The following is a 19,983-nucleotide window of genomic DNA, read 5'->3' on the forward strand; positions in this document are numbered from 1 at the left end:
TCACTTTTCAATTCCTTGGGTGTGAAATATCGTCAAGATCCATGCAGGGAGCCGTAGTGAGTCCAAAAGGGGCAGGAGCCCCGACGACTAACATAAAGATTCCCTGATGCTCTATCTTGTACGCGAAAGAGATTGCCGAATTCAAGGCAGGCCGCTGGTGTTTGAGAGCGCCGCGCCGCCGAAGTTCCGCGGCGCGGCTCTACCCTCATCAGCCGTTACGGCTTCTGAGCGGGTTGCTTCGTGCCAGTGGTGAGATTCGCCTGCATCGGAGTCACAACCGGCGCTGCAGCTCCGATGAACTCGGTCAGAGCGTTGTTACGTGTGTTTGTGACCCACACATTCCCGGCACCATCGATCGCAAGGCTTTGCGGCGATTTGAGACCTCCGGTATAGCCCGTGGAGCCGGAGAGAGCCACACCGGAAGGGTTGAACTCGCTCAGAACGTCGTTACCTATGTTTGAAACCCACACATTCCCGGCACCATCGATCGCGATGGCTTCCGGCTCGTTGAGGCCTCCACCGGTATAGCCCGCGCTACCGGAGAGGGCCACACCGGAGGAGTTGAACTCGCTCACGCTGCCGGTCCCGTTTGCGACCCAGACCTCATTGGAGCCATCGACTGCAATCGCGATCGGATCGACGAGACCACCACCGCTGTAATTGGATACGGCCATGCCTGCGGAGTTGAACTCGCTCACGGTGCCGCTACCCATGTTTGCGGCCCACACGTTATTAGAGCCATCGATCGCGACGCCGTCGGGGAGATTGACATTGTTGCCGGCGTGCGGGATGCCGACCGTTTCGGAGAAATCGAGCTCGGTCAGGGTGCTGTTAGAAAGGTTTGCCGTCCAATGATTGCCGAGCCCATCGATTGCAATGCTGGTCGGGCCGGCTATACCTGCGCCAGTGATCTCAGAGATGACCGCCCCCGAAGACGTAAACTTGGCCAGGTCGTTGCCAATGTTGCTTGTGACCCAGACAGTCCCGGAGTTATCGATCGCAATGCTGGTCGGGAGATTGAGAACGCCAGCACCGCTGTAGCCCGCGGAGCCGGAGATCGCCGCCCCCAAAGGACTGAGTTTGCTCAAGCTATTGACCAGATTGGCTGCCCAGACATTTCCGGAGCCATCGATCGCGACACAAAAGGGTTGGTTGAGACCGCCGCCGGTGTAGGAGACCGTCAGGGTGAAGTCATTGGCTGTAGTCAGGAACGGCTGGAAGGGACTGCCATTATTTGCCAGGCCCAGCAGGCTGGAGACCTGGACTGCCGGATTGTGCGCAATATTCATCGCCGCCGCCACCGTATCGCTCGATGCCGAAGTATTGGTATCCGTGAAGAGCGTAGCGCAGCCACTGGAACCAGGACCGGTTGAGTTGACGCAGCCTGCCAGGATGTCCGCCAGCGTGTTGATCTCGGTCACCGGAACGGTGCCGTTGCCCGCCGGGGTGGTCGCCAACGGCTGCCCTGTCGTCTGCCCCACGATGTTGAGCGCGGTGTTGAAGGCGTTGGTGATGCCGGTTCCCGCCAGAGCGTGTCCCGCTACAGCACTAGGGGCACCGATATGAGCGCCATCGATAGCAAAGCCCGAGAGAGCGTAGGCGGCAGCGACGGTTGTCACTTCGTTCATGTAGACGAACGGAATGTTGCCGATAGTGCTGCACGCGCCGACTACAGCCAACAGGCTCGCCGACGGATTGGGGACGGGAGTGGGATCCGTTCCTTCACCACCCGGCTGCGGATCGCCCTCCGTGGAGTAAAGATAAAGCAACTGATCATTGCCTGCGGTTGCCGTGCAGTTGACCGCCCCGGCAAGGCTGAAGTTGCCACCGGCGTCCGTAGTAACGTAGTGGCCAAACAAATCGGTCGGCAAGCTGCCCAGGGTCAGCACGTCCGTTGCAGCGGAGGCGTAACCACTGGTTCCAGCCGCCAGTAAATGGACGTGGCTGCCAAAGAGCGGCTGCTGCCCTCCGTGGGCGATGCCTTTGATACTGAACGAGGTCGCGGTAGAAGTGGCAGCGGAACCGCCGAAGTTCGCAGAGCATCCGCTCAAGGAGAGCACCATGCACGCCAAGGCCGGAGCAGCCAACCTGGGGGAGAGACCGGATCTTGCAGGGAACATGACTGATGCCGATACAGAGGCGCTATTTTTCACTTTTCATTCCTTGGGTGAAATATCGTCAAGATCCATGCAGGCAACGGTCTTAAGTCCACCGTAGTGGAAGCCCGGACAAACAGCATAAATTTCCTGATCTTGTACCTTGTACCCGAAAGAGGTTGGCGAATTCAAGGAAAACCTGCGGGATTTCTTCATAAATTACCCGGGAAATCCGTTGGAGTTACAGCGCGTAGGAACACTGCTCCCCTCTGTCCTGCAACGATCCGGTTCGATTATTCGCCAAACGGGTGGGGCCCGGTGATCTTCCAGGATTTGCCGGCCATGAGTATCCAGGCATAGCGCATTCCAACGATAGCGAACAAGAGTTGCAGCGCCGCAAGGCTGAAATGCCCGACAAAGAGTTGGATCAGCGGCGCAAACAAGAACAGCGGATAGAACCAAAGAGGCACTTCATGCGATCCGACGAGAACCATGGTCGAAGCCAGAACGACCGCCATATAGGTCAACAACGCGGCCATCACCTGGTAACGGCGTCCACCGAAGCCATAGGAGCCAACGCGCATCGCCTTGCCAATGGCATAGCCGACACCGATCGCGGCGAAGACCATCCACGAGCCGCCGGTAAGCCGGTAGAGCGAGAAATAGACGAGACCTGACATCGCGGCGGCAAGGACTCCGGTAGCGATGGACCGCAGGAACACGCCCGAGGTATTCGCAGCCTGCATGGCACCCACGCGCGCAGCACACGGACCACAGACACGGTGCTGGTCCACGCTGAAGTACTCACCAGCCAGCCCGCGGGTGCAGAACTCGCAGTTCTCTGCGAGGGGAGCGGCGCTACCGTACTCGGCGCGATGGAAGTTAAGGGAATCGAGGGGCATCAGTTGATGTTACCGGGCAAACGGATGCCGCACGGCTCCCGGCTCGCCAGAGGTCATGCGCCAGGCCGCGCGGAGTCCGATAAAGAGGATGAACAGGCCGAGGATCGCGCCACCGGGGGAATGCTGGAACTCGAGAAACGGTTTCATCAAGCCAAAGCGCCCAAGGAAGTACAGGACGCGCGGCGACAGGAGAATCCCTTGGTCTTTGATCTCCCACCACAGCAGAAGCGAGTTGCCAAAGGCTACTGCAAGACAGGTCAGGATGAGCGCTGCCACCTGGTAAGGACGCCCGCCGCGGCCATTGGAGCCCATCGTCATCGCCTTGGCGACGAGGTAAGCCACGCCAATGGAGAGATATCCGATCTGGATATGCGTAATCCCGATAAACGCAGCGTAGACGATTGCCCCCGCAATGGCGCCGGCGATGCCAAAAGCAATCGCGCGAAGAAAAATCGCCGAATCGAAGGCCGGAGGAACAGCGGGCGGACCGAGGTACTCTGCTTGATCGAAGGTCGGAGGAGTGAGGGACATGGCGGTTGCAGCGAAGAATACCAGAGTTGAGATCGCGGCTTCGTCAATTTCCTGAGATAACTGGGGAGTTTCAGGTCTCAGCCCTGTCTATCCCACAGTCGCCATGAGAAAATATAGTTGATGATTTCCGTCTCTAATGTGACCATGCGCTACGGCGCAAAGCTGCTCTTCGAGGACGTCTCCGTGACGTTCACCACCGGCCGTCGCTACGGCCTGACCGGCCCCAACGGCGCTGGTAAATCCACCTTCATGAAGGTTCTGACCGGCGAGATCGATGCCCAGAAGGGCACCGTCGTCCGCCCCAAGAAGCTCGGCGTGCTGAAGCAGAACCAGTACGAGTTCGACGCCTATCGCGTCGTCGACACCGTCATTATGGGCAACAAGTCCCTATGGGCGGCGATGGAAGAGCGCGAGATCATCTACAACAAGCCTGAGATGACCGATGAAGACGGCTCGCGGCTGGGTGAGCTCGAAGGCATCGTCGGCGATGAGGACGGCTATGAGGCCGAGGCCAACGCCGCCGTCCTGCTCCAGGGTCTGGACATCCCCGATGAGCTCCATGACCGCAAGATGAGCGAACTGCAGGGCGGCCAGAAGGTGCGCGTGCTGCTGGCGCAGGCGTTGTTCGGCAATCCTCAGGCCTTGCTGCTGGACGAGCCTACGAACTATCTCGATCTCGAATCCATCCACTGGCTCGAGGAGTTTCTCAATCGCTACGACGGCACCGTCATCACCATCTCGCATGATCGGCACTTCCTCAATAATGTCTGCACACACATCGCCGACATCGACTACGAGACGATCATCACCTACAACGGCGGCTACGACGACATGGTGCTGCAGAAGACCAGCGTCCGCACCCGCATCGAGAGCCAGAACGAGCAGCGCGAAAAGAAGATCGCTCAACTCAACGACTTCATCGCCCGCTTCTCGGCCGGTACGCGCTCCTCGCAGGTGAACTCGCGTAAGAAGGAAGTCGAGCGCCTGGCTACCAGCGAACTGGCTCGCTCCAACATCGCGCGCCCCTTCATTGCCTTCAAGATGGAGCGGCCCTCCGGCAAGAACGTTCTCGAGTTCGAGAAGGTCAACAAGTCCTACTCGCAGCCGGACGGCAAGACCGAGCACGTCATTAACAACTTCACGGCGTCTGTAAACCGTGGCGACAAGGTGGTTCTCATCGGCCGTAACGGCCAGGGCAAGACCACGCTGCTAAAGGCCCTGCTGGCCAACGGTCCGGGTGTTGAGGAGAAGGACGTCTCGATCGACTCGGGCACCGTGAAGTGGGGCCACGAGGTACAGATCGGCTACTTCGCGCAGGACCACAAGGGTTCCATCCAGCTCGGCATGACGGCCAGCGACTGGCTGCACCAGTACGATCCGAAGGCCACGAAGGAAGACATTCGCGGCATCCTCGGCCAGATGCTCTTCCGCGGCGAGGAAGGCCTGAAGAAGACCGACGCCCTCTCCGGCGGCGAGGCCGCGCGCCTGCTCTTCTGCAAGATCATGCTGCAGAAGCCGAACGTGCTGGTGCTCGACGAACCGACGAACCATCTTGACCTAGAGAGCATCAACGCGCTCAACCAGGCGATCCAGAAGTACGAAGGCACGGTCTTCCTCGTCACGCACGATCAAGACCTGATCGAAGAGGCGGGTACGCGCATCTGGCACTTCGAAGGCGGCCCCACCGACTTCCGCATCACCGATCACAAGGGACCGTACGAGGAGTATCAAGAGCAGCTCAAGATGACTGCGAAATAACTCCTACCCCTTCTGCAAGAACAGGTCTGCGCAGTAGACCTGTTCTTGTTGTTGTTTTTCTGGTTGTCATTCCCGCAGGGAATCTGCTGTCTGTCGGCACAACACCGATATTTTGTGAAAACGTTGGCCAGGGCAAGGCTCGCACCATGCCCTGGTCCTCTATGCATGCAGGAAGAATTGTCAGGGTACGAACAAACAGCAGATTCCCTCCGGGAATGACAACCAGAAAAGCAACAACTAGAAAAGCAACAGCAAAGACATCGCCACCTGATTCTTCGCCCCTCCCCGCACAACCGTTGCCGCGTTCCAGCAGTCTGATAGCTTGGAACCTGTATGAAGAAGAGCAGCGTATACCGCCTCTTGATGACGGGCGCGATCCTTGTTGTAGCGCTGAATACGTGGATGGTCGGACGGGCGCTGAATAAGCTGTTCACGACGCAGGGCTGGCTGTCGCAGACCCTGGACGTTTTGTCGCACACCGAGAACCTGGCCCTGAATATGCGCTCGGCCGATAGCGCTGTCCGAGGATATATCCTCACGGGCTCACCCACCTTCGAGAGGCAGTATCATGCCTCGTCCCAGGGCGTGTTCGCGGAGCTCGACCAGGTCCAACGCCTCACGGCCGACAGCGTTACACAGCAGCAGCGCATCGCGTTCCTGCGCACCCGTGTGGCTGCCAAGATGGGAACGCTCGACGCGGCCAATGCAATGCGCACCGGCAACGCTCGAGCCCCAATCGAACCGGCACTGCTCGAGCCCCTGCTCACCGACTTTCCCGGCGGTGGCCAGAGCGTCTCCTACGCTATCAGCCAGATCGAATCCGAAGAGCATCGCCTGCTCATCGACCGCACGCGTGAGACGAAGAATGCCAGCCAGGAGGTGTGGATCAGCTTTATCGCTATCTCCCTGCTCGACATCCTTCTGATCGCAGCCGCCTTCGAACAACTGGTCCGCGCCCACCGCAGCCATCTCCAGATCGCCGAAGGAGCGGCCTCCATCGAGGCTCTCAACAATGAACTGACGCGGGTCAACACCGAACTCGAAGCCCGCGTGGAGGAGAGGACCCAGGAGTTGGCCCAGTCCAACCAGGAGCTTGAGGCCTTCAGCTATTCCGTCTCGCACGACCTGCGCGCTCCCCTGCGCACCATCGATGGATTTTCCCTGGCGCTGATGGAGGACTTTGCTGAGAACCTGAACGATGAAGGCCGTGACTACATCGCGCGCATCCGCAATGGAGTACAGCGCATGGGCATGCTGATCGATTCCCTGCTGCAGCTCTCGCGCGTGACCCGTTCCGAGGTCCATCGCGAGCGCATCGATCTCTCCCAGCTTGCCACCCTGGTGTTCGATGAGCTGGCCGCCGGCGATCCCGACCGAAAGATTCAGTTCATCCCCCAGCCGGGAGTCCTGGCACAAGCCGATCCGCGCTTGGTGCGTATTGCGCTGGAAAACCTGATCGGCAACGCCTGGAAATTTACCTCACGGACCACAGACGCACGCATCGAGTTCGGCAGTGACGTGCGGGAGGACGTCACCGTATACTTCATTCGGGACAACGGTGCGGGCTTCGACATGCAATACGTCGACCGTCTGTTCACAGCCTTCCAGCGCCTGCACGGGGATCGCGATTTTAAAGGCTCCGGTATCGGCCTGGCGACCGTCTCACGTATTATCCGCCGGCATCAGGGTTCGATCTGGGCTGAGAGCGAACTTGGCCACGGCGCAACCTTTTTCTTCAGCCTCGCCGCGTGATGCCCTCTGGGCCCCGCGGCGCGCACCGTTATAGGAAGGGATTTGATTGGCTATGATTCTCCTGGTAGAAGACGATCCGGACCACGAAGCACTGGCCATGAGAGCGCTTCGCAAAGCCAACGTGGCCAATGAGATTCGCGTTGCGCGCGATGGCACCGAAGCCATCGAATATCTCAACGGCATCGCCACCGGAAACCCCATACCCCAGCTTGTGCTGCTCGACCTCAAGCTGCCCAAGGTCGATGGCCTCGAGGTGCTGCGCACCATTCGCGCGTCCGATAAGACAGCCATTTTGCCCGTGGTCGTGCTGACCTCGTCGGACGAAGAGCGCGACATCGTCGCCAGCTATCGCCTTGGCGTGAACAGCTATATCCGCAAGCCCGTAAACTTTACCGACTTCGCCGAGGCAACGAAACAGCTCGGCATGTATTGGTTGTTGCTGAATCAATGCCCACCGTCGCAATAAACCCCGAAGCGCTGCTACGTGTCCTCATCATCGAGGACTACGAAGAGGACGCGCTGTTGCTCCAACGCCATCTCGCACGCGCGGGATATAAGGTCGACGCGCGCCGCATCGAGACGGCTGCGGAGCTGAAGGCCGCCCTGGAAGAGCCCGCGGCCTGGGATCTCGTTATCGCCGACTACACGCTGCCGACCTTCGGCGCGCGCGATGCCCTGAAGCTGATTCAGAAGAGCGGCATAGACCTTCCCTTCATCATCGTGTCGGGCACGATCGACGAGGTCTCGGCCGTCAATGCCATGCGCGCCGGGGCACACGACTATGTGCTGAAGGGCCACCTCGAACGCCTGCTCCCGGCCATCGAACGCGAACTGGCGGATTCGGCCCTGCGCCAGGAGCGGCTGCGCACCGAGGCGGAGTTGCGCCTCGCCCAGCAGCGCTTCTCGGCGACCTTCAATCAGGCTGCGGTCGGCATGGCCCACACCTCCATCGAAGGACGCTTCCTGCTGGTCAATCAGCGTTTAGCCGGCATGCTGGGAGAGCCCATCGACAAGCTGCTGGCACTGCAGTTGCGTGACTTCCTGCTGGCATCCGAACGCGAGCTGGACCGCACCATCCATGCCGAACTGATCTCGGGAGGAAGAAGCGGCTATCGCGTGGAGCGCACCCTCATCCGCCACGATGGCTCGACCTTTCCCGCGCAACTGACCGCTTCCCTGCTCAAACCGGACGGCCATCTTCACCCCACGGTGCTGTGGGTCGTGGAAGATATCTCCGCGCGTAAGGCCGCGGAGAAAGAGACCACCGAGCTGATGACGAGGCTCATCAACTCCGAGCGATTGGCTGCCGCCGGGCGCATGGCCAACACGCTCGCGCACGAGATCAACAATCCTCTCGAAGCGCTGACCAACCTCTTCTACCTGCTGCAGACGCATGAAGACCTGCCCTCACAATCACGCGAGCTGGTCGAGATCGCCGCGAGAGAGATCGAACGCGTGGGTCATATTACGCGCTCGACGCTGAGCTTCTATCGCAAGCTACCCGGTCGCACCATCGATCTGCGCACCATGCTCGAAGAGGTCGTCCAGCTCTTCCAGTCGCGCGCGCGCCAGCACAATGTAAAGATCAACACTCGCTATGCGGACGACACGAGTTCCGTGCACTACGATCCGGCGCTGCGACAGGTCTTCGCTAACCTGGTCGGCAACGCCCTGGAGGCCATGGAAGGACGCAGCGGCAGCATTACCGTGCGCGCCCGCCTGGCAGGCGGCTTCGCCGCGGTGACCGTCTCCGATACTGGACATGGCATCGACCAGGCTAATCTGCAAGCGATCTTCGAACCGTTCTTTACCACCAAGGGCGAACGCGGCACCGGACTTGGGCTCTGGGTGACGCGTGGCATCGTCGAAGAACAGGGCGGAACGTTGCGGCTGCGTTCCTGCATCTCGGGCAAACGAGGTACAACGATCCGCATTCGACTACCGATCAATGCACCGGCCAAAATCATTCCAGCGCTATTGTGATTTGAGATCGGTCGAGCCTGGGATGTGTCGCCGATTGCACCTGGAGTCCGGTCGAACCGTGCAGTCAGCCTGTTGAGGTCGGAAACGGAAGGTCATGGCTGATCTTCGTACCCTTTTCTCGCCCTGCCTTTGGCGATGATGTTTGCATTGTGCCCTTATGGTCCATGTACTTCATGAATCCGAACACAACAGGCAGTAGAATCGTGCCATGGCACAAAGCTACCAGCTCTCGCCCCAAAAGAATGTTCTCGGCCAGCCGATAGAAGCCTGCGGCCTTGATCCTCTGACCGGCTTCTATCGCGACGGCTGCTGCAATACCGGACCGAACGATCTTGGCGTACACACGGTGTGCTGCATCGTAACGGAGACCTTCCTCGCGGCCTCCGCGCGGCTGGGCAACGACCTCTCGACACCGATGCCGCACTACGGCTTTCCGGGATTAAAGCCGGGCGACCGCTGGTGCGTCTGCGCGGCAAGATGGCTGCAGGTACAACAAGCCGGAGCTGCCTGCCCGGTTGTTCTGGAAGCCACGCACGAGGCCACGCTCGAGATCGTACCTTTCGATATTCTGCTGCAGTTCGCCGTCATCCCCGAGACCCTGCACTAAGCTTCGGAGTGTAGATCGAACGGATAAATCCTCAAACAAAACGAACGGCCCGGATCGCTCCGGGCCGTTCGTTTTGCTGCGCTGAGGGTTAGAAGTTGAGATGCAATGACATTTCGACAGCACGCGAGCCGCCGATCGTATTGCGAACGGCGCCGAACGTGGACGTAGTGGAGCCATCCGAGTTCTTGGTCGGCAGCTTGTAGAGACTGGCCAATGCGCCTGTACCAATTCCAGTAGGTCCACCCGTAAGGCTTCCCTCTGAACCCTTCGCGGTCGCAACCTGACCAAACACTTCCTGTCCACCGACAAACCCCTGAGCGATATTGGCCTGATTTTGGGGAACGTCGAAGCTCGGTGTGTTGGTAACGTTGTAAACGTTGAAGGAGTACATCGCGGAGTAACGCCCTGCGACACGGATGCTCTTCGACAAGGACAGATCGGCGCGCTTCTGGAAGGACTGACGGAAGATATTGCGTTGACCCGGAGTAAAGTCGGTCTCAAAGTCATCGCATGGTTCCGTTGCCGTACAGGCAGGAATGCCCTTCTGGCCTGGCTGCAGCAGCGGGACCTGAACCTGTGAGACATCGATTGCGCCGATGTACCCACCACCCGCTGTCTGGAAGGCACCCACATGGCCGGTGAAAGCCGATTTCGGATTGCCTCCGTTCTTGATGCCGAGGACGGGGTTGGCCAGGGTGGGAAAGTTGCCAAAGTACAAGCTACCCACAGCGCCATCGAACTCATACAGGCTGTAGGGTTGGCCGCTCTCCGCCACTACGATGCCGCTCAACTGCCAGTCGTTGACGAACATACCAAGAATGCTGGACTTCGGTGCAAAATCCGGCGAGGTAACGACGAACTGGGCAGTCAGGGTGTGGGTGCGGTCGAAGTCAGCAGACGCATACGAGTCACGCAGCTTGTTCGGGTTGTCGCCCGTAAAGAACAGACCGACATCGCTCTGTTCATCGAGGGCATGGCTCCAGGTGTAAGCCACAGTCGCCTGTACGTGGCGTGACATGCGCTTTTCGATCTGCGTCTGAAGGGAGTTATAGGCCGAAACGCCCGCAGCCTTGAAGAGCGCTGCGTTATCACTGTAGCCGATGTAAGGAACACGCAGATCGATGTTGCCGCCGTCGAACGTGTTGTAAGGTTCGGTTGAGATGGCGTTGAGATATTTCGTGCCTGCAATGGGAGACTGGGTATTGAGCACCTGGTAACCGTAGCTCGAAGTCTCGCCATGGATGGGGTTATTCGGGGTGGCAATGCCGGGCTCGTTGAACGGGACCGGAATCACGCCGTGGCGGCCGACATTGCCAACATAACCGATAGTGATAGCCATATCGTTGGTCGGCTGCCACTGAACATTGAAGGAGTAGTTGATGGAGTAAGGCAGCTTGTTGGTGCGGTCATAGGCACCGAAGTTGAAAGGCGAAATATCGCACTCGAAGTTTTGCTGGTTTGCAACGGCAGTGCAAGCCTGACGAATTGCGGCTGCGGTCGTCAACTGCGAGGTAAAGAACGCCGGATTTGAAGAGGGTACGGGAATCGATTCGGTACCCAGCGGCTTCTCCAGTGACCTGGTACCGGTGCCGGTGAGGTAGTCTACGAGCGGCGGAGCTTCGGTCGCGCCGAAGGGACCACCGATACTGCCACCCGCAGGCTGCGAGAGATAGCTGAAGAGTTCTCCGCGGTCATAGTAGAAGCCAGTGCCGCCGCGGAAGACCACCTTGCCGCTGTCCTTTTTGGGGGAGAAAGCAAAGCCGAAACGCGGTCCGATACCCCATTGACGGCCGGTAAGAGTCGAGTTGCTGACACCCGCCGTTGGGAAGAACTTGTTGTTGCCTGCCACCACGAATCCGCTATTGGTTACAGACGTATCGGTTGCACTGTAGAGTGATGGATCGAAGTTGAACATATCGCCGTTCTTCTCCGAGAACGGTCCGTTGTAGTCGTAGCGAATACCTGCGGTGATTGAAAGATTGGACAGTAGCTGCCACTTATCCTGGACGTAAGAGCCAAGCTCGTTAGTGCGATAGTAGCGGTTCGCATCGCCCACCAGAAAGGTGCTCTTGCTTACCTGACCGGCCAGCAAACTTGTAAAGTTCGTCGTGGTCAACGTACCCTGGCCGCCGCGCTCGTTACGGATGTTGAGCTGCGTATAGGCGTAGGACGCTCCGATAGCCAGGCTGTGCTTACCTGCCGTATAGAAGAGGTTGGTGGAGGGATTCCAGCGGCTCTGGAAGTAGCCGGCATCCACAAAGGCGCTTTGCGGTCCGGTCGTGACCGTGCCGCCATTGGAGTAGCCGAACTTGCTGAGCGTCAGACCCGGAAGGCTGTTGGTGGGAAAGCCGATGCCCAGGTTGCTGTTGATCTGCGGATTGAAGGCGGCATAGGATTTCTGGCGCGAGAAGCCGAAGAGCTGTTCCCAGTTGATGCGCGAGCCGATGGTGATGGTATTGCTCAATGCCGCCACCTGCGCTCCGTTGTCTGTCGACTCAGGAAAACCACCAGTGTTGGCGATCGTGAAGGGTGAGGTAACCGGCGCGTGCTGATAGAAGTACTTCGCCGAGAGACGATCGCGCTGGGTCACGTTATAGTCCAGATCGCCGACAACCATGTGAGTGTCAAAGATCGAGGAGCCCGGCAGGAAGACGTTGCCGCCGCCGCCGTAGAGAGCGCTGGCGCTTGTATTCTGCACCGACGGAATCAGGTACTGTCCGTTTGGCAGCTTGGCGTTGAAGAGGTTGGCGGCTATCGGATCGACGATGCCATTGAATGGAGTGAAGGTAGACGAGCCGTTTCCATAGCAGCTTGCCCGTGCACTGGTTGTTCCGTTCGCGGTATAGCAGGCAGATGCGAGCAGATAAGAGTTGGCAGCTGATGTCAGACCTGCCGTGCTGCGATCGTCGGTCAGACCGATGGGCACCGTAAGGGTTGAAAAGCCCTTGAACTGATCGCTATCGTGCATGAACTGATAGCCGGCAAAGAAGAAGAGCTTATTCCGAATAATAGGGCCACTTGCCGAGCCGCCAATCAACTCCTTATGGAGCTGCGGGTTGACCTCAGAGAGTGGGATATTGGCATTGGGACCAAGAGAATCCTGTTTGAAGAAGAACGGAGCGGCATTGGCGAAGTTGGTCGCGCGAGTGCCATAGAGCTGGCCGTGGTACTGGTTGGTTCCCGCAGAGGTGCTGACTTCTACGTGTGCGCCACTGTTGGTTCCGCTCTGCGCGTCGTACATGGAAGTCTGGACGCTGATCTCCTGAATGAACTCGGGAGGAGGAGTCGCGAGGCTGTTGCCGTTCGATCCGGCTACGGAGTTGTTCGTCTGCGCCTGGCCGCCGAGGCTGGCTCCCTGGCCGATGTTGAAGGCGTAGCGCTGTGAGGCGTCCTGGCTGGAGCTCTTGCCGTTGAAGAGGTTCGTCACGTCTACGCCATCGACGCGGAAGGAGTTGCTGGTGTCACGCTGGCCGTTGGCCCAGATCGCCTGGTTGCCCAAGCCCGCGTTGGTTCCGATGCCGGGGAGAAGTTCTGCGCTTACACCCGGCGCAAGCACTGCTGCCTGGGTGAAGCTGCCCGTAGCCAGCGGGAGGTTCTGAATCTGCTGATGGTCGAGCGTATATCCATTGGTCGCGTCGGTCGCATTGAGCAGCGGGTTTTCCGTCACGGTCACGTTAGTCGTTACCTCGCCGACTTTGAGCGCGGCGGAGACGGTGGAAGCACGAGTCTCCACGACGTTGATGTGAGGCAGGAGAAGGGTTTCGAAGCCATCCCGTGTAACGCGCACGGTATAGGTGCCGATCGGAAGGTTCAGCATCTGAAAGTAGCCATCCTTCGCACTGGTGGCCGAACGCTTGAGCGAGGTGTGCTCTTCTGTCGCGGTCACCGCTGCGTCCGGCACTGCTGCGCCGGAGGTGTCCGTGACCGTTCCATTAATGGAACTCAATGTCTGCTGGGCGCTTAAAGGCAGCGCAAATAGACATAGAGCACAAAATAACAAAAGAAATTTCTGCATGACTGAACTCTCCTAAAAATATTGCAAGGGAATAAAAGGCACTACTTATTGCAATCGTGAACGCGGATGCGTTAATGACTACCAAGCCAATGTGAATCGCAGGTTAGAAAATTGTCTTTAATGTGGGGTTTTACTGAGGTACGGACATGTACAACAGGGGCTTCAGCCGCAAAGAAACTCTTTGCTAAGCAAGCATTCCCTCTGTGGCTAAAGCCACACCAGCAACAGGGTTGGGACGGCGGGACTAAAGTCCCGCCCTTTCAAAGCAAAGGCTGTAACTAAGAACAAAAACCAAATGACAACAAAAACACTGACAAAAACAAAAAACAGGTAGTTCCGATTCCTCGGATACTACCTGTTTTTGCAGATGAGCTTTGATCGTGGTTTTACCAACTTACAGGAAGAGGTCCGTACAAGCTCTCTATACCGACTGCCCGCTTGCAGCTTCCTTGGCATCCGAGAGCGTAACTTTCACACTCATCTTCTGATGTCCCCGAAAGATGGCCAACGAGATCGTATCGCCCGCATGATGCGCATTGAGCACGTTCGACAGGTCCTGGGGCGTCGTGATGGTTTGGCCGTCGGCTTCGACGATCAGATCGCCACCCAGCATGACCGGCGTATTGCCCTCCCAGGCCTTCTGCGTACCGCCATGCAGTCCAGCTCGTTCCGCTGCGCCGCCGGGAAGCACGCGCTCAATCAGAATGCCGTATTCCGCAGGCAGACCGATCTGATCCGCGATATCCGGGCCGATGGGCAGCGTAACGATATCGAGCGAAGGACGGCGAACGTGGCCATACTTCGCGAAGTCGTCCAGCACCGCCTTGGCTGTATCAATGGGGATCGCAAAGCCGATGCCGGCAGATTGATCCGCACCGCCATTGGGGTTCGAGGCGATCAGTGTCGTGATCCCGATGACCTCGCCGCGCGAGTTCAATAGAGGCCCCCCAGAGTTGCCGGGGTTCACAGCGGCGTCGGTCTGGATGGCGTCCTCAATGGGATTGCCCTCCTGCCCGCGGATGGAACGAATCGCCGAGATGATGCCGCGCGTCATCGTTCCAGAGAGACCAAAGGGATTGCCGATGGCGTAGACACGCTGGCCTACCGTAAGCCCCTGCGAACCAGCCAGGGTGGCCGGGACAAGATTGGGTGCATTTTCGATCTTGATGAGGGCAAGATCGTGGGCCTTGTCGGTCGTCAGCACCTTCGCCTTGTACTGGTGCTTGTCAGAGAGAGTCACCTCGACGCGCTGGGCGTTGTCGATGACGTGGTTGTTGGTCAGGATGAGGCCTTCCTTGTTCAGGATGAAGCCGGACCCCTGTCCCTGCTGCGGAACTGGCCCGTAGAAGAAGTCGAACGCGACCGCAGTGCTGGTGATGTTGACCACTGAAGGAAGCGCACGCTTATAGACAGCGATGTTCTGCTGCTCCTCGGCGTCGAAGGCCGGAGCTGCATTCGCTTCGGTCAGAGAGAGGCTACCTGCCGGGCCGCTAAGAGTGGAGGTTGTCGTGCCATCGAGGGGCAGGGAGTGATGCAGCAGGCCAGCAAGCGCTCCCACCGGCATCATGCGGGTGGTGAGGTAGTAAAAGCCGCAGACAATCAGAATTACGAGCAGAACAGGACGCAGTTTCATCGGCATTAACCTTGGCTGCGCCCTGGGAAGAGCGCGCTACTAGAATTTTAGCGTTTTCGGCGGTTGCGAGTAGAGTTACGGTTCAAATCGAGCCACCTGACACAACTCCCGCCAAACGGCGCCAACCCGCTGCAGCAACGTTACGAGATCCCCGTCGTTCTGAATCACAAGGCACTCCGCGGCATGCGCCTCGTTCGCCGTCTGCATCGCGAGGCGCGCACGCGCATCGGCTTCGAGCGCTGCCCGCTCTTGAGGGTCGAGCAGGCGGCCTGCGGCAGCACGCTCCACAAACCGCGCAATCTTCTGCTCCTCCGGCGCGGTCACCAGCACCATGCGGTCGAAGCGATCACGCCAGGGGTGGCTGGAGTTGCCGTACTTTGTCGTGAACAGCAGAGCGGACTCGACGATGACCATAGCATCCGGATGTTTGCGAGCAAGCCCTTTTATCAGGCGGGCCTGCTCGGCAATCACCGCCGGATGCACAATTGCGTTCAATTCTTCTACTCGGCCTTCGGTAAAGGCCAGCCGCGCCAGAACGCGGCGATCGAGAGAGCCGTCCTCCGCGACGACGGCCCCTCCGAAATGCTCGACGATGGCGGTGTAGACAGGTTGACCGGGCTGCATCAACCTGCGCCCCATCTCGTCGGACGAAAACACCACGGCGCCGCGCTCGGCGAACATCCGCGCGACGGTCGACTTGCCGCTGCCAAGATCGCCCGTCAGACCGACGCGCAGCATCGTGCTACTTTCCGCTGCGCCGCATCTTCGCGGCCTTCACGGTATTGCTCATCAACATGGCGATGGTCAGGGCTCCAACTCCACCCGGTACGGGAGTGTAAGCCCCCGATAGCGCAAACGCCGCCGGATCGATGTCGCCGATGACCGTGGAGCCGCGCTTCAAAAAGCCTTCGCGGCGCGCTTCATTGTTCGGGAAGAACTTCTCCACCTCGGCCGCATCGGTCAGGCGATTGATGCCGACATCGATCAACGTCGCGCCGGGCTTCACCATCTCCGGAGTCACGAATCCCGCGCGCCCGATAGCCGCTACCAGGATGTCGGCCTCACGCGCGATCTCCGCAAGCCCCTGGGTGCGCGAGTGGCAGACCGTCACCGTCGCCGAGGCATTGATCAGCATCGCGGCAATAGGCTTACCCACAATATTCGAGCGCCCGATCACGACTGCTCTCTTCCCCGAAACAGGAATATCGCTGCGGCGAAGGACTTCCATGATGCCCGCAGGCGTGCACGGTGCAAGCACCTGCGCGTCCGGAGCGCCGCTCAGCAGCCGCCCCGCGTTGATCGGATGAAAGCCGTCTACGTCCTTCTCCGGCACGACGGCTTCCAACAGGCGCTCGGTGTCGACGTGCTTCGGCAGCGGCAACTGAATGAGGATGCCATCGATCTCGTCGCGCGCATTCAGCGAGGCGATCAGCTCCAGCAGCTCTTCCGTGGTGACGCTGGCGTCGGGGGTGTGCATCTCGGAGTAGATACCGAGCTCCCCGCAGGTCTTGACCTTGCTGCGCACATAGATTTGCGACGCGGGCACATCGCCCACCAGTACGACCGCGAGACCCGGCGTATACCCGGCCTCACGAGCTGCCACTACCTCGCGCGCGACTTCGGCTTTAATCTCGCCGGCAATCGCTACGCCATCCAGAACACGCGTTTTCATATCCAAATCGGGCATTCAACCATTTCCCCTAACAGGTGTAGAGCCAGCCACTCATCTCGCACCATTTCCACGGGAAACGGCGCTTCTTGCCCCCTTCGCTTCCTGGAAGCGGGGAAACTGCTCTCACTCCATCGTACCGCGCCTGCTTATGGCACTCTTCAACGAATGGAATAGATTTTTCAATAGGGAATATTCGACAGAGCAATTCATCATTGATGCATCTCCTGCCGCGCAAATCAATCTAACTAATCAGGCGCAGAGATCAAGAGATAAGCGTCTAAGATGAGGTGCTCTGAATGAGTGAAAGTTTCAACCAGCAGGACATCACCTACGGAATTGAAAAGTTTAGCGCCAACGATCTCACCATGCTCCGCAACGAGCTTCTCCGGTCGGGCGTGGATTCCTTCCAGTCTGCGGAGATCGTGGCCAGCTTCCTGACCGGACGCGGCTACGGGTGCTCAACGCACGAAGCCCGCAACGCCGCCTCAAAGATTGAAGTCTACGGCTGCACCGCGGAGCGTATTCAGGCGGCCCTGGAGCTTGCAGCACGGGTGATGTAACGAATTACTGCAAAATCTCGCCTTCGGCATCATCGGTCGGCGACTCAATCTCTGCGTGGAACCCCTCAAGCATTCGCTCAAGAAACGCGTCTGCGTCGAACTCCTTGCGATGCATCGACTCCGCATTCACAATGTGGCGTGCAAGATCCGCAAGCACAATGCCCCAGGCAAAAGGATCGTCCCACGTACCGGAGCGCAGACTTACATGCTGCCCCTGCTCGGCGACCCACACGCGCAACAACTCAAACGATGCCTTGTCCCGCACCGCCGCTGGCGGCGGATCCAAATATTTATTGCTCATACAACCCTCCCGGTCAGGTGCCGCTCGCAACGGTGCGCTGACAGCCCGTATTCATGACTGCCGATAGTATCATTTGGCTTTTAATCTGCGCTGAGCGCGTGGCTTTAGCGTGCACTGAGCGCGGTTTCGATTCCCTGGTTGACCTCGGCCTGCGCAAACTCCGCAGCCACCCGGATGCCGTTCATGATGGCGCGCTCGTTCGACGATCCGTGGCCGACGATGCTGACGCCGCGTACGCCCAACAGGATCGCTCCACCGTACTCCGAATAGTCGAGCCGCTTCTTGAAGTCCGCAAAGGCCTTGCGCGAGAGCAGCGCGCCTACCTGTGACGTAACCGTCGACTTCAGGCTCTCCTTCAGGGAGACGGTCAACAGCTTCGCCGTGCCTTCGCAGGTCTTCAGGGCGACGTTCCCCACAAATCCGTCGCACACGATGACATCGGCATGTCCGTTGAAGAGATCGCGGCCTTCGACGTTGCCGATGAAGTTGATTCCCTTCAGCTCGCGCAACAGCGGCAGCGTGTCGCGTGTGAGCGAGTTGCCCTTGCCGTCCTCTTCTCCGATGGAGAGCAGGCCCAGGCGGGGATTCGGGATGCGCAGCACGTTCTTCGCGTACACATGGCCCATCACGGCGAACTGCACCAGATTTTCAGGATCGGAGTCGACGTTGGCGCCGACATCGAGCAGCAGCGAGGGCCGCCCGGTCGTCGTAGGCACAATGGTCGCCAGCGCGGGTCGGTCGACGCCCGAGAGCGAGCCCAGAACCATCTTCGCGGTGGCCATGGCGGCGCCGGTGTTGCCGGCGGTCACAAAGCCCGCGGCACGGCCTTCGCGCACCATCTTGAGGCCCACGCGCATGGAGGAATCACGCTTGGAACGGACCGCCTGCGCGGCCTTGTCGTCCATGTTGATCCACTCACTGGCCTGGGAGATGAAAACGGGCAGACGCTCGCCCCTGGCGTAGGCCTTGAGGGCCTCGCGTAGTTTGGGACGCAACAAATCTTCTGGCCCGGTCAGGTGAACGCGAACGTCCAATTGACGGCAGGCCAGAATGGCCCCGCGAATTTCAGGCTCGGGGGCCTTGTCGGATCCCATGGCATCGAGAACGATGTCGATCGGCATAAACGCGCGCGGGCTACGACGCTTTCTTCAGAATTTGTAAGGTTACTCGGCGGTCTTGACAGCCAACACAGCGCGTCCCTTGTACTCGCCGCACTTCTTGCAAGCGCGGTGAGGCAGCTTGCGCTCGTGGCAGGTCGGGCACTCGGAAACACCGGTGGGGGTCAGGAAGTCGTGGCTGCGGCGCTTGGCGGTGCGCTGCTTGGAGTGGCGCCGTTTCGGATTAGGCATGGTATTCCTCTCAACATCGTTGGCCGGGAAGCGCTATTGCGTCTTCCAGTGGCCGAAGCTTGTTCAAAATATTCAAAAACTCACGGGCTCAGGCTTTCGGAGCGGCGATTCCGGCAAGCGCGTGCCAGCGGAGATCTACCGGCCGTTCCTCGCAGCCGCACGGGGCGGTATTGCGATTGGCGCCGCATTGCGGGCAGAGGCCTTTGCAGTCCTCCCGGCAGAGCGTCCGACCGGGCAGAGCCAGAAGTACCTGCTCACGCACGGCGTCCTCCAGCAGCAGGCCGCTCTCTTCATAATAACCGATTTCGGTCTCGTCTTCCGTAATTGCGTGCTCGCCGGGCTGATTATCCACGCCGCCGGGCCGGAAGATGAGATCGAAGTCCCCGCTGAGGAACTGTTCGACGGGTTCGACGCACCGGGCGCAGAGCAGTTCAAACGTTCCGGCAAAGTGCGCACGCAGACGGATATCGTCGACAAAGTCCTTGGGACCGCGATGTTCAACGATCAGTTCGGCCTGGCCCTGAAGCTTCAAGGGACCAATCTGGCGGACATCCTGGGCATAGTCGATCGCCCCCGCTGCGAGGCTTTCGTCCAGCTTGAGAGGCTCTTCGACGAGTTGTACGGGAGTGATGAGCATGGATTAAGGGTAGGACTTGCGGAGGGGGGAGTCAATGAGCCGGAATATGGGGTGGTGCATGCCGAGGGCAAACCCTCGTCAAGTTGAGCTATGCAAGCAACTTGTTGAGGCAGGAACTCGGAAGGGCAGGGTTTCAACCCTGCCGAAAAGCGCGGTCAAAGCCCTCTTTCCACTCTGCTGAAGGCTG

17 protein-coding genes and 1 pseudogene are annotated in these 19,983 nt (G+C 59.2%); 7 read left to right on the forward strand and 11 right to left on the reverse strand.

The window, feature by feature from the left end:
- Window positions 1-215 precede the first annotated feature (215 nt).
- The 3 genes from ACIX8_RS21515 to ACIX8_RS21525 all read right to left on the reverse strand — a co-directional run bounded on the left by ACIX8_RS21515 (window position 216) and on the right by ACIX8_RS21525 (window position 3,529).
- On the reverse strand, window positions 216-2,120 hold the full coding sequence (locus tag ACIX8_RS21515) for an NHL repeat-containing protein (protein WP_223295413.1): 1,905 nt from the start codon (window positions 2,118-2,120) through the stop codon (window positions 216-218).
- Between the two features lie 269 nt (window positions 2,121-2,389).
- Window positions 2,390-2,998 carry a hypothetical protein gene (locus ACIX8_RS21520; RefSeq protein WP_014267501.1) on the reverse strand — a complete coding sequence of 203 codons (609 nt, stop codon included), beginning with the start codon at window positions 2,996-2,998 and terminating at the stop codon, window positions 2,390-2,392.
- A gap of 9 nt (window positions 2,999-3,007) precedes the next feature.
- Window positions 3,008-3,529: a hypothetical protein gene (locus ACIX8_RS21525; RefSeq protein WP_014267502.1), complete on the reverse strand. Its 522-nt coding sequence runs from the start codon at window positions 3,527-3,529 to the stop codon at window positions 3,008-3,010.
- A 120-nt stretch (window positions 3,530-3,649) separates the two neighbouring features.
- On the opposite strand from ACIX8_RS21525, the gene ACIX8_RS21530 reads away from it, so the two are divergent.
- From ACIX8_RS21530 to ACIX8_RS21550, 6 genes and pseudogenes are all read left to right on the forward strand, one after another.
- Window positions 3,650-5,287: an ABC-F family ATP-binding cassette domain-containing protein gene (locus tag ACIX8_RS21530; RefSeq protein ID WP_014267503.1), complete on the forward strand. Its 1,638-nt coding sequence runs from the start codon at window positions 3,650-3,652 to the stop codon at window positions 5,285-5,287.
- Between the two features lie 402 nt (window positions 5,288-5,689).
- Window positions 5,690-6,013: pseudogene (locus tag ACIX8_RS26655) on the forward strand (CHASE3 domain-containing protein); the annotation flags it as partial.
- Complete coding sequence (locus ACIX8_RS21535) at window positions 5,996-7,039, forward strand: sensor histidine kinase (RefSeq protein ID WP_396248624.1); 1,044 nt, start codon at window positions 5,996-5,998, stop codon at window positions 7,037-7,039. The pseudogene ACIX8_RS26655 and the gene ACIX8_RS21535, both read left to right, overlap by 18 nt.
- A 52-nt stretch (window positions 7,040-7,091) precedes the next feature.
- On the forward strand, window positions 7,092-7,505 hold the full coding sequence (locus ACIX8_RS21540) for a response regulator (RefSeq protein ID WP_014267505.1): 414 nt from the start codon (window positions 7,092-7,094) through the stop codon (window positions 7,503-7,505).
- On the forward strand, window positions 7,487-9,022 hold the full coding sequence (locus tag ACIX8_RS21545) for a hybrid sensor histidine kinase/response regulator (protein WP_014267506.1): 1,536 nt from the start codon (window positions 7,487-7,489) through the stop codon (window positions 9,020-9,022). Before ACIX8_RS21540 ends, ACIX8_RS21545 begins: the two co-directional genes overlap by 19 nt.
- A gap of 208 nt (window positions 9,023-9,230) precedes the next feature.
- Complete coding sequence (locus ACIX8_RS21550) at window positions 9,231-9,629, forward strand: DUF2237 family protein (RefSeq protein ID WP_014267507.1); 399 nt, start codon at window positions 9,231-9,233, stop codon at window positions 9,627-9,629.
- A gap of 88 nt (window positions 9,630-9,717) precedes the next feature.
- On the opposite strand, the gene ACIX8_RS21555 is transcribed toward ACIX8_RS21550, so the two are convergent.
- From ACIX8_RS21555 to ACIX8_RS21570, 4 genes are all read right to left on the reverse strand, one after another.
- Window positions 9,718-13,644 (reverse strand): carboxypeptidase regulatory-like domain-containing protein, encoded by a 3,927-nt coding sequence (locus ACIX8_RS21555; protein WP_014267508.1) that lies wholly within the window; start codon window positions 13,642-13,644, stop codon window positions 9,718-9,720.
- A gap of 421 nt (window positions 13,645-14,065) precedes the next feature.
- Window positions 14,066-15,277 (reverse strand): S1C family serine protease, encoded by a 1,212-nt coding sequence (locus ACIX8_RS21560; protein WP_014267509.1) that lies wholly within the window; start codon window positions 15,275-15,277, stop codon window positions 14,066-14,068.
- A gap of 75 nt (window positions 15,278-15,352) precedes the next feature.
- On the reverse strand, window positions 15,353-16,015 hold the full coding sequence (gene coaE / locus ACIX8_RS21565; protein WP_014267510.1) for a dephospho-CoA kinase: 663 nt from the start codon (window positions 16,013-16,015) through the stop codon (window positions 15,353-15,355).
- A gap of 4 nt (window positions 16,016-16,019) precedes the next feature.
- A complete protein-coding gene (locus ACIX8_RS21570; protein ID WP_044179333.1) occupies window positions 16,020-16,949 on the reverse strand; it encodes a bifunctional 5,10-methylenetetrahydrofolate dehydrogenase/5,10-methenyltetrahydrofolate cyclohydrolase in 930 nt (309 codons plus the stop codon).
- Between the two features lie 296 nt (window positions 16,950-17,245).
- Between ACIX8_RS21570 and ACIX8_RS21575 the strand changes: the two genes are divergently transcribed.
- Window positions 17,246-17,509, forward strand: coding sequence for a hypothetical protein (locus ACIX8_RS21575; protein WP_014267512.1), 264 nt, complete (start codon window positions 17,246-17,248; stop codon window positions 17,507-17,509).
- Window positions 17,510-17,513: 4 nt separating this feature from the next.
- Here ACIX8_RS21575 and ACIX8_RS21580 read toward each other — a convergent pair whose 3' ends face one another.
- The 4 genes from ACIX8_RS21580 to ACIX8_RS25400 all read right to left on the reverse strand — a co-directional run bounded on the left by ACIX8_RS21580 (window position 17,514) and on the right by ACIX8_RS25400 (window position 19,796).
- Complete coding sequence (locus ACIX8_RS21580) at window positions 17,514-17,810, reverse strand: DUF5076 domain-containing protein (protein ID WP_014267513.1); 297 nt, start codon at window positions 17,808-17,810, stop codon at window positions 17,514-17,516.
- Window positions 17,811-17,914: 104 nt separating this feature from the next.
- Window positions 17,915-18,931, reverse strand: a complete 1,017-nt coding sequence (gene plsX / locus ACIX8_RS21585) for a phosphate acyltransferase PlsX (protein ID WP_014267514.1) — start codon at window positions 18,929-18,931, stop codon at window positions 17,915-17,917.
- 42 nt (window positions 18,932-18,973) lie between these two features.
- Entirely contained in the window at window positions 18,974-19,159 is a 186-nt protein-coding gene (gene rpmF, locus ACIX8_RS21590; RefSeq protein ID WP_014267515.1) for a 50S ribosomal protein L32, read from the reverse strand.
- Window positions 19,160-19,247: 88 nt separating this feature from the next.
- Window positions 19,248-19,796 (reverse strand): YceD family protein, encoded by a 549-nt coding sequence (locus ACIX8_RS25400; protein WP_014267516.1) that lies wholly within the window; start codon window positions 19,794-19,796, stop codon window positions 19,248-19,250.
- Window positions 19,797-19,983: the final 187 nt, after the last annotated feature.

The organism is Granulicella mallensis MP5ACTX8, from assembly GCF_000178955.2.
Classification (GTDB): domain Bacteria; phylum Acidobacteriota; class Terriglobia; order Terriglobales; family Acidobacteriaceae; genus Granulicella; species Granulicella mallensis.

What these genes read in the sequence shown, in the direction of transcription:
- ACIX8_RS21580 (WP_014267513.1), bottom strand. Translation starts at nt 17,810, where the DNA reads ATGAGCAATAAATATTTGGATCCGCCGCCAGCGGCGGTGCGGGACAAG.
- plsX (WP_014267514.1), bottom strand. Translation starts at nt 18,931, where the DNA reads ATGCCGATCGACATCGTTCTCGATGCCATGGGATCCGACAAGGCCCCC.
- ACIX8_RS21530 (WP_014267503.1), top strand. Translation starts at nt 3,650, where the DNA reads ATGATTTCCGTCTCTAATGTGACCATGCGCTACGGCGCAAAGCTGCTC.
- ACIX8_RS21555 (WP_014267508.1), bottom strand. Translation starts at nt 13,644, where the DNA reads ATGCAGAAATTTCTTTTGTTATTTTGTGCTCTATGTCTATTTGCGCTG.
- ACIX8_RS21515 (WP_223295413.1), bottom strand. Translation starts at nt 2,120, where the DNA reads ATGTTCCCTGCAAGATCCGGTCTCTCCCCCAGGTTGGCTGCTCCGGCC.
- ACIX8_RS25400 (WP_014267516.1), bottom strand. Translation starts at nt 19,796, where the DNA reads ATGCTCATCACTCCCGTACAACTCGTCGAAGAGCCTCTCAAGCTGGAC.
- coaE (WP_014267510.1), bottom strand. Translation starts at nt 16,015, where the DNA reads ATGCTGCGCGTCGGTCTGACGGGCGATCTTGGCAGCGGCAAGTCGACC.
- ACIX8_RS21535 (WP_396248624.1), top strand. Translation starts at nt 5,996, where the DNA reads ATGCGCACCGGCAACGCTCGAGCCCCAATCGAACCGGCACTGCTCGAG.
- ACIX8_RS21575 (WP_014267512.1), top strand. Translation starts at nt 17,246, where the DNA reads ATGAGTGAAAGTTTCAACCAGCAGGACATCACCTACGGAATTGAAAAG.
- ACIX8_RS21545 (WP_014267506.1), top strand. Translation starts at nt 7,487, where the DNA reads ATGCCCACCGTCGCAATAAACCCCGAAGCGCTGCTACGTGTCCTCATC.
- ACIX8_RS21525 (WP_014267502.1), bottom strand. Translation starts at nt 3,529, where the DNA reads ATGTCCCTCACTCCTCCGACCTTCGATCAAGCAGAGTACCTCGGTCCG.
- ACIX8_RS21550 (WP_014267507.1), top strand. Translation starts at nt 9,231, where the DNA reads ATGGCACAAAGCTACCAGCTCTCGCCCCAAAAGAATGTTCTCGGCCAG.
- rpmF (WP_014267515.1), bottom strand. Translation starts at nt 19,159, where the DNA reads ATGCCTAATCCGAAACGGCGCCACTCCAAGCAGCGCACCGCCAAGCGC.
- ACIX8_RS21520 (WP_014267501.1), bottom strand. Translation starts at nt 2,998, where the DNA reads ATGCCCCTCGATTCCCTTAACTTCCATCGCGCCGAGTACGGTAGCGCC.
- ACIX8_RS21570 (WP_044179333.1), bottom strand. Translation starts at nt 16,949, where the DNA reads ATGAAAACGCGTGTTCTGGATGGCGTAGCGATTGCCGGCGAGATTAAA.
- ACIX8_RS21560 (WP_014267509.1), bottom strand. Translation starts at nt 15,277, where the DNA reads ATGAAACTGCGTCCTGTTCTGCTCGTAATTCTGATTGTCTGCGGCTTT.
- ACIX8_RS21540 (WP_014267505.1), top strand. Translation starts at nt 7,092, where the DNA reads ATGATTCTCCTGGTAGAAGACGATCCGGACCACGAAGCACTGGCCATG.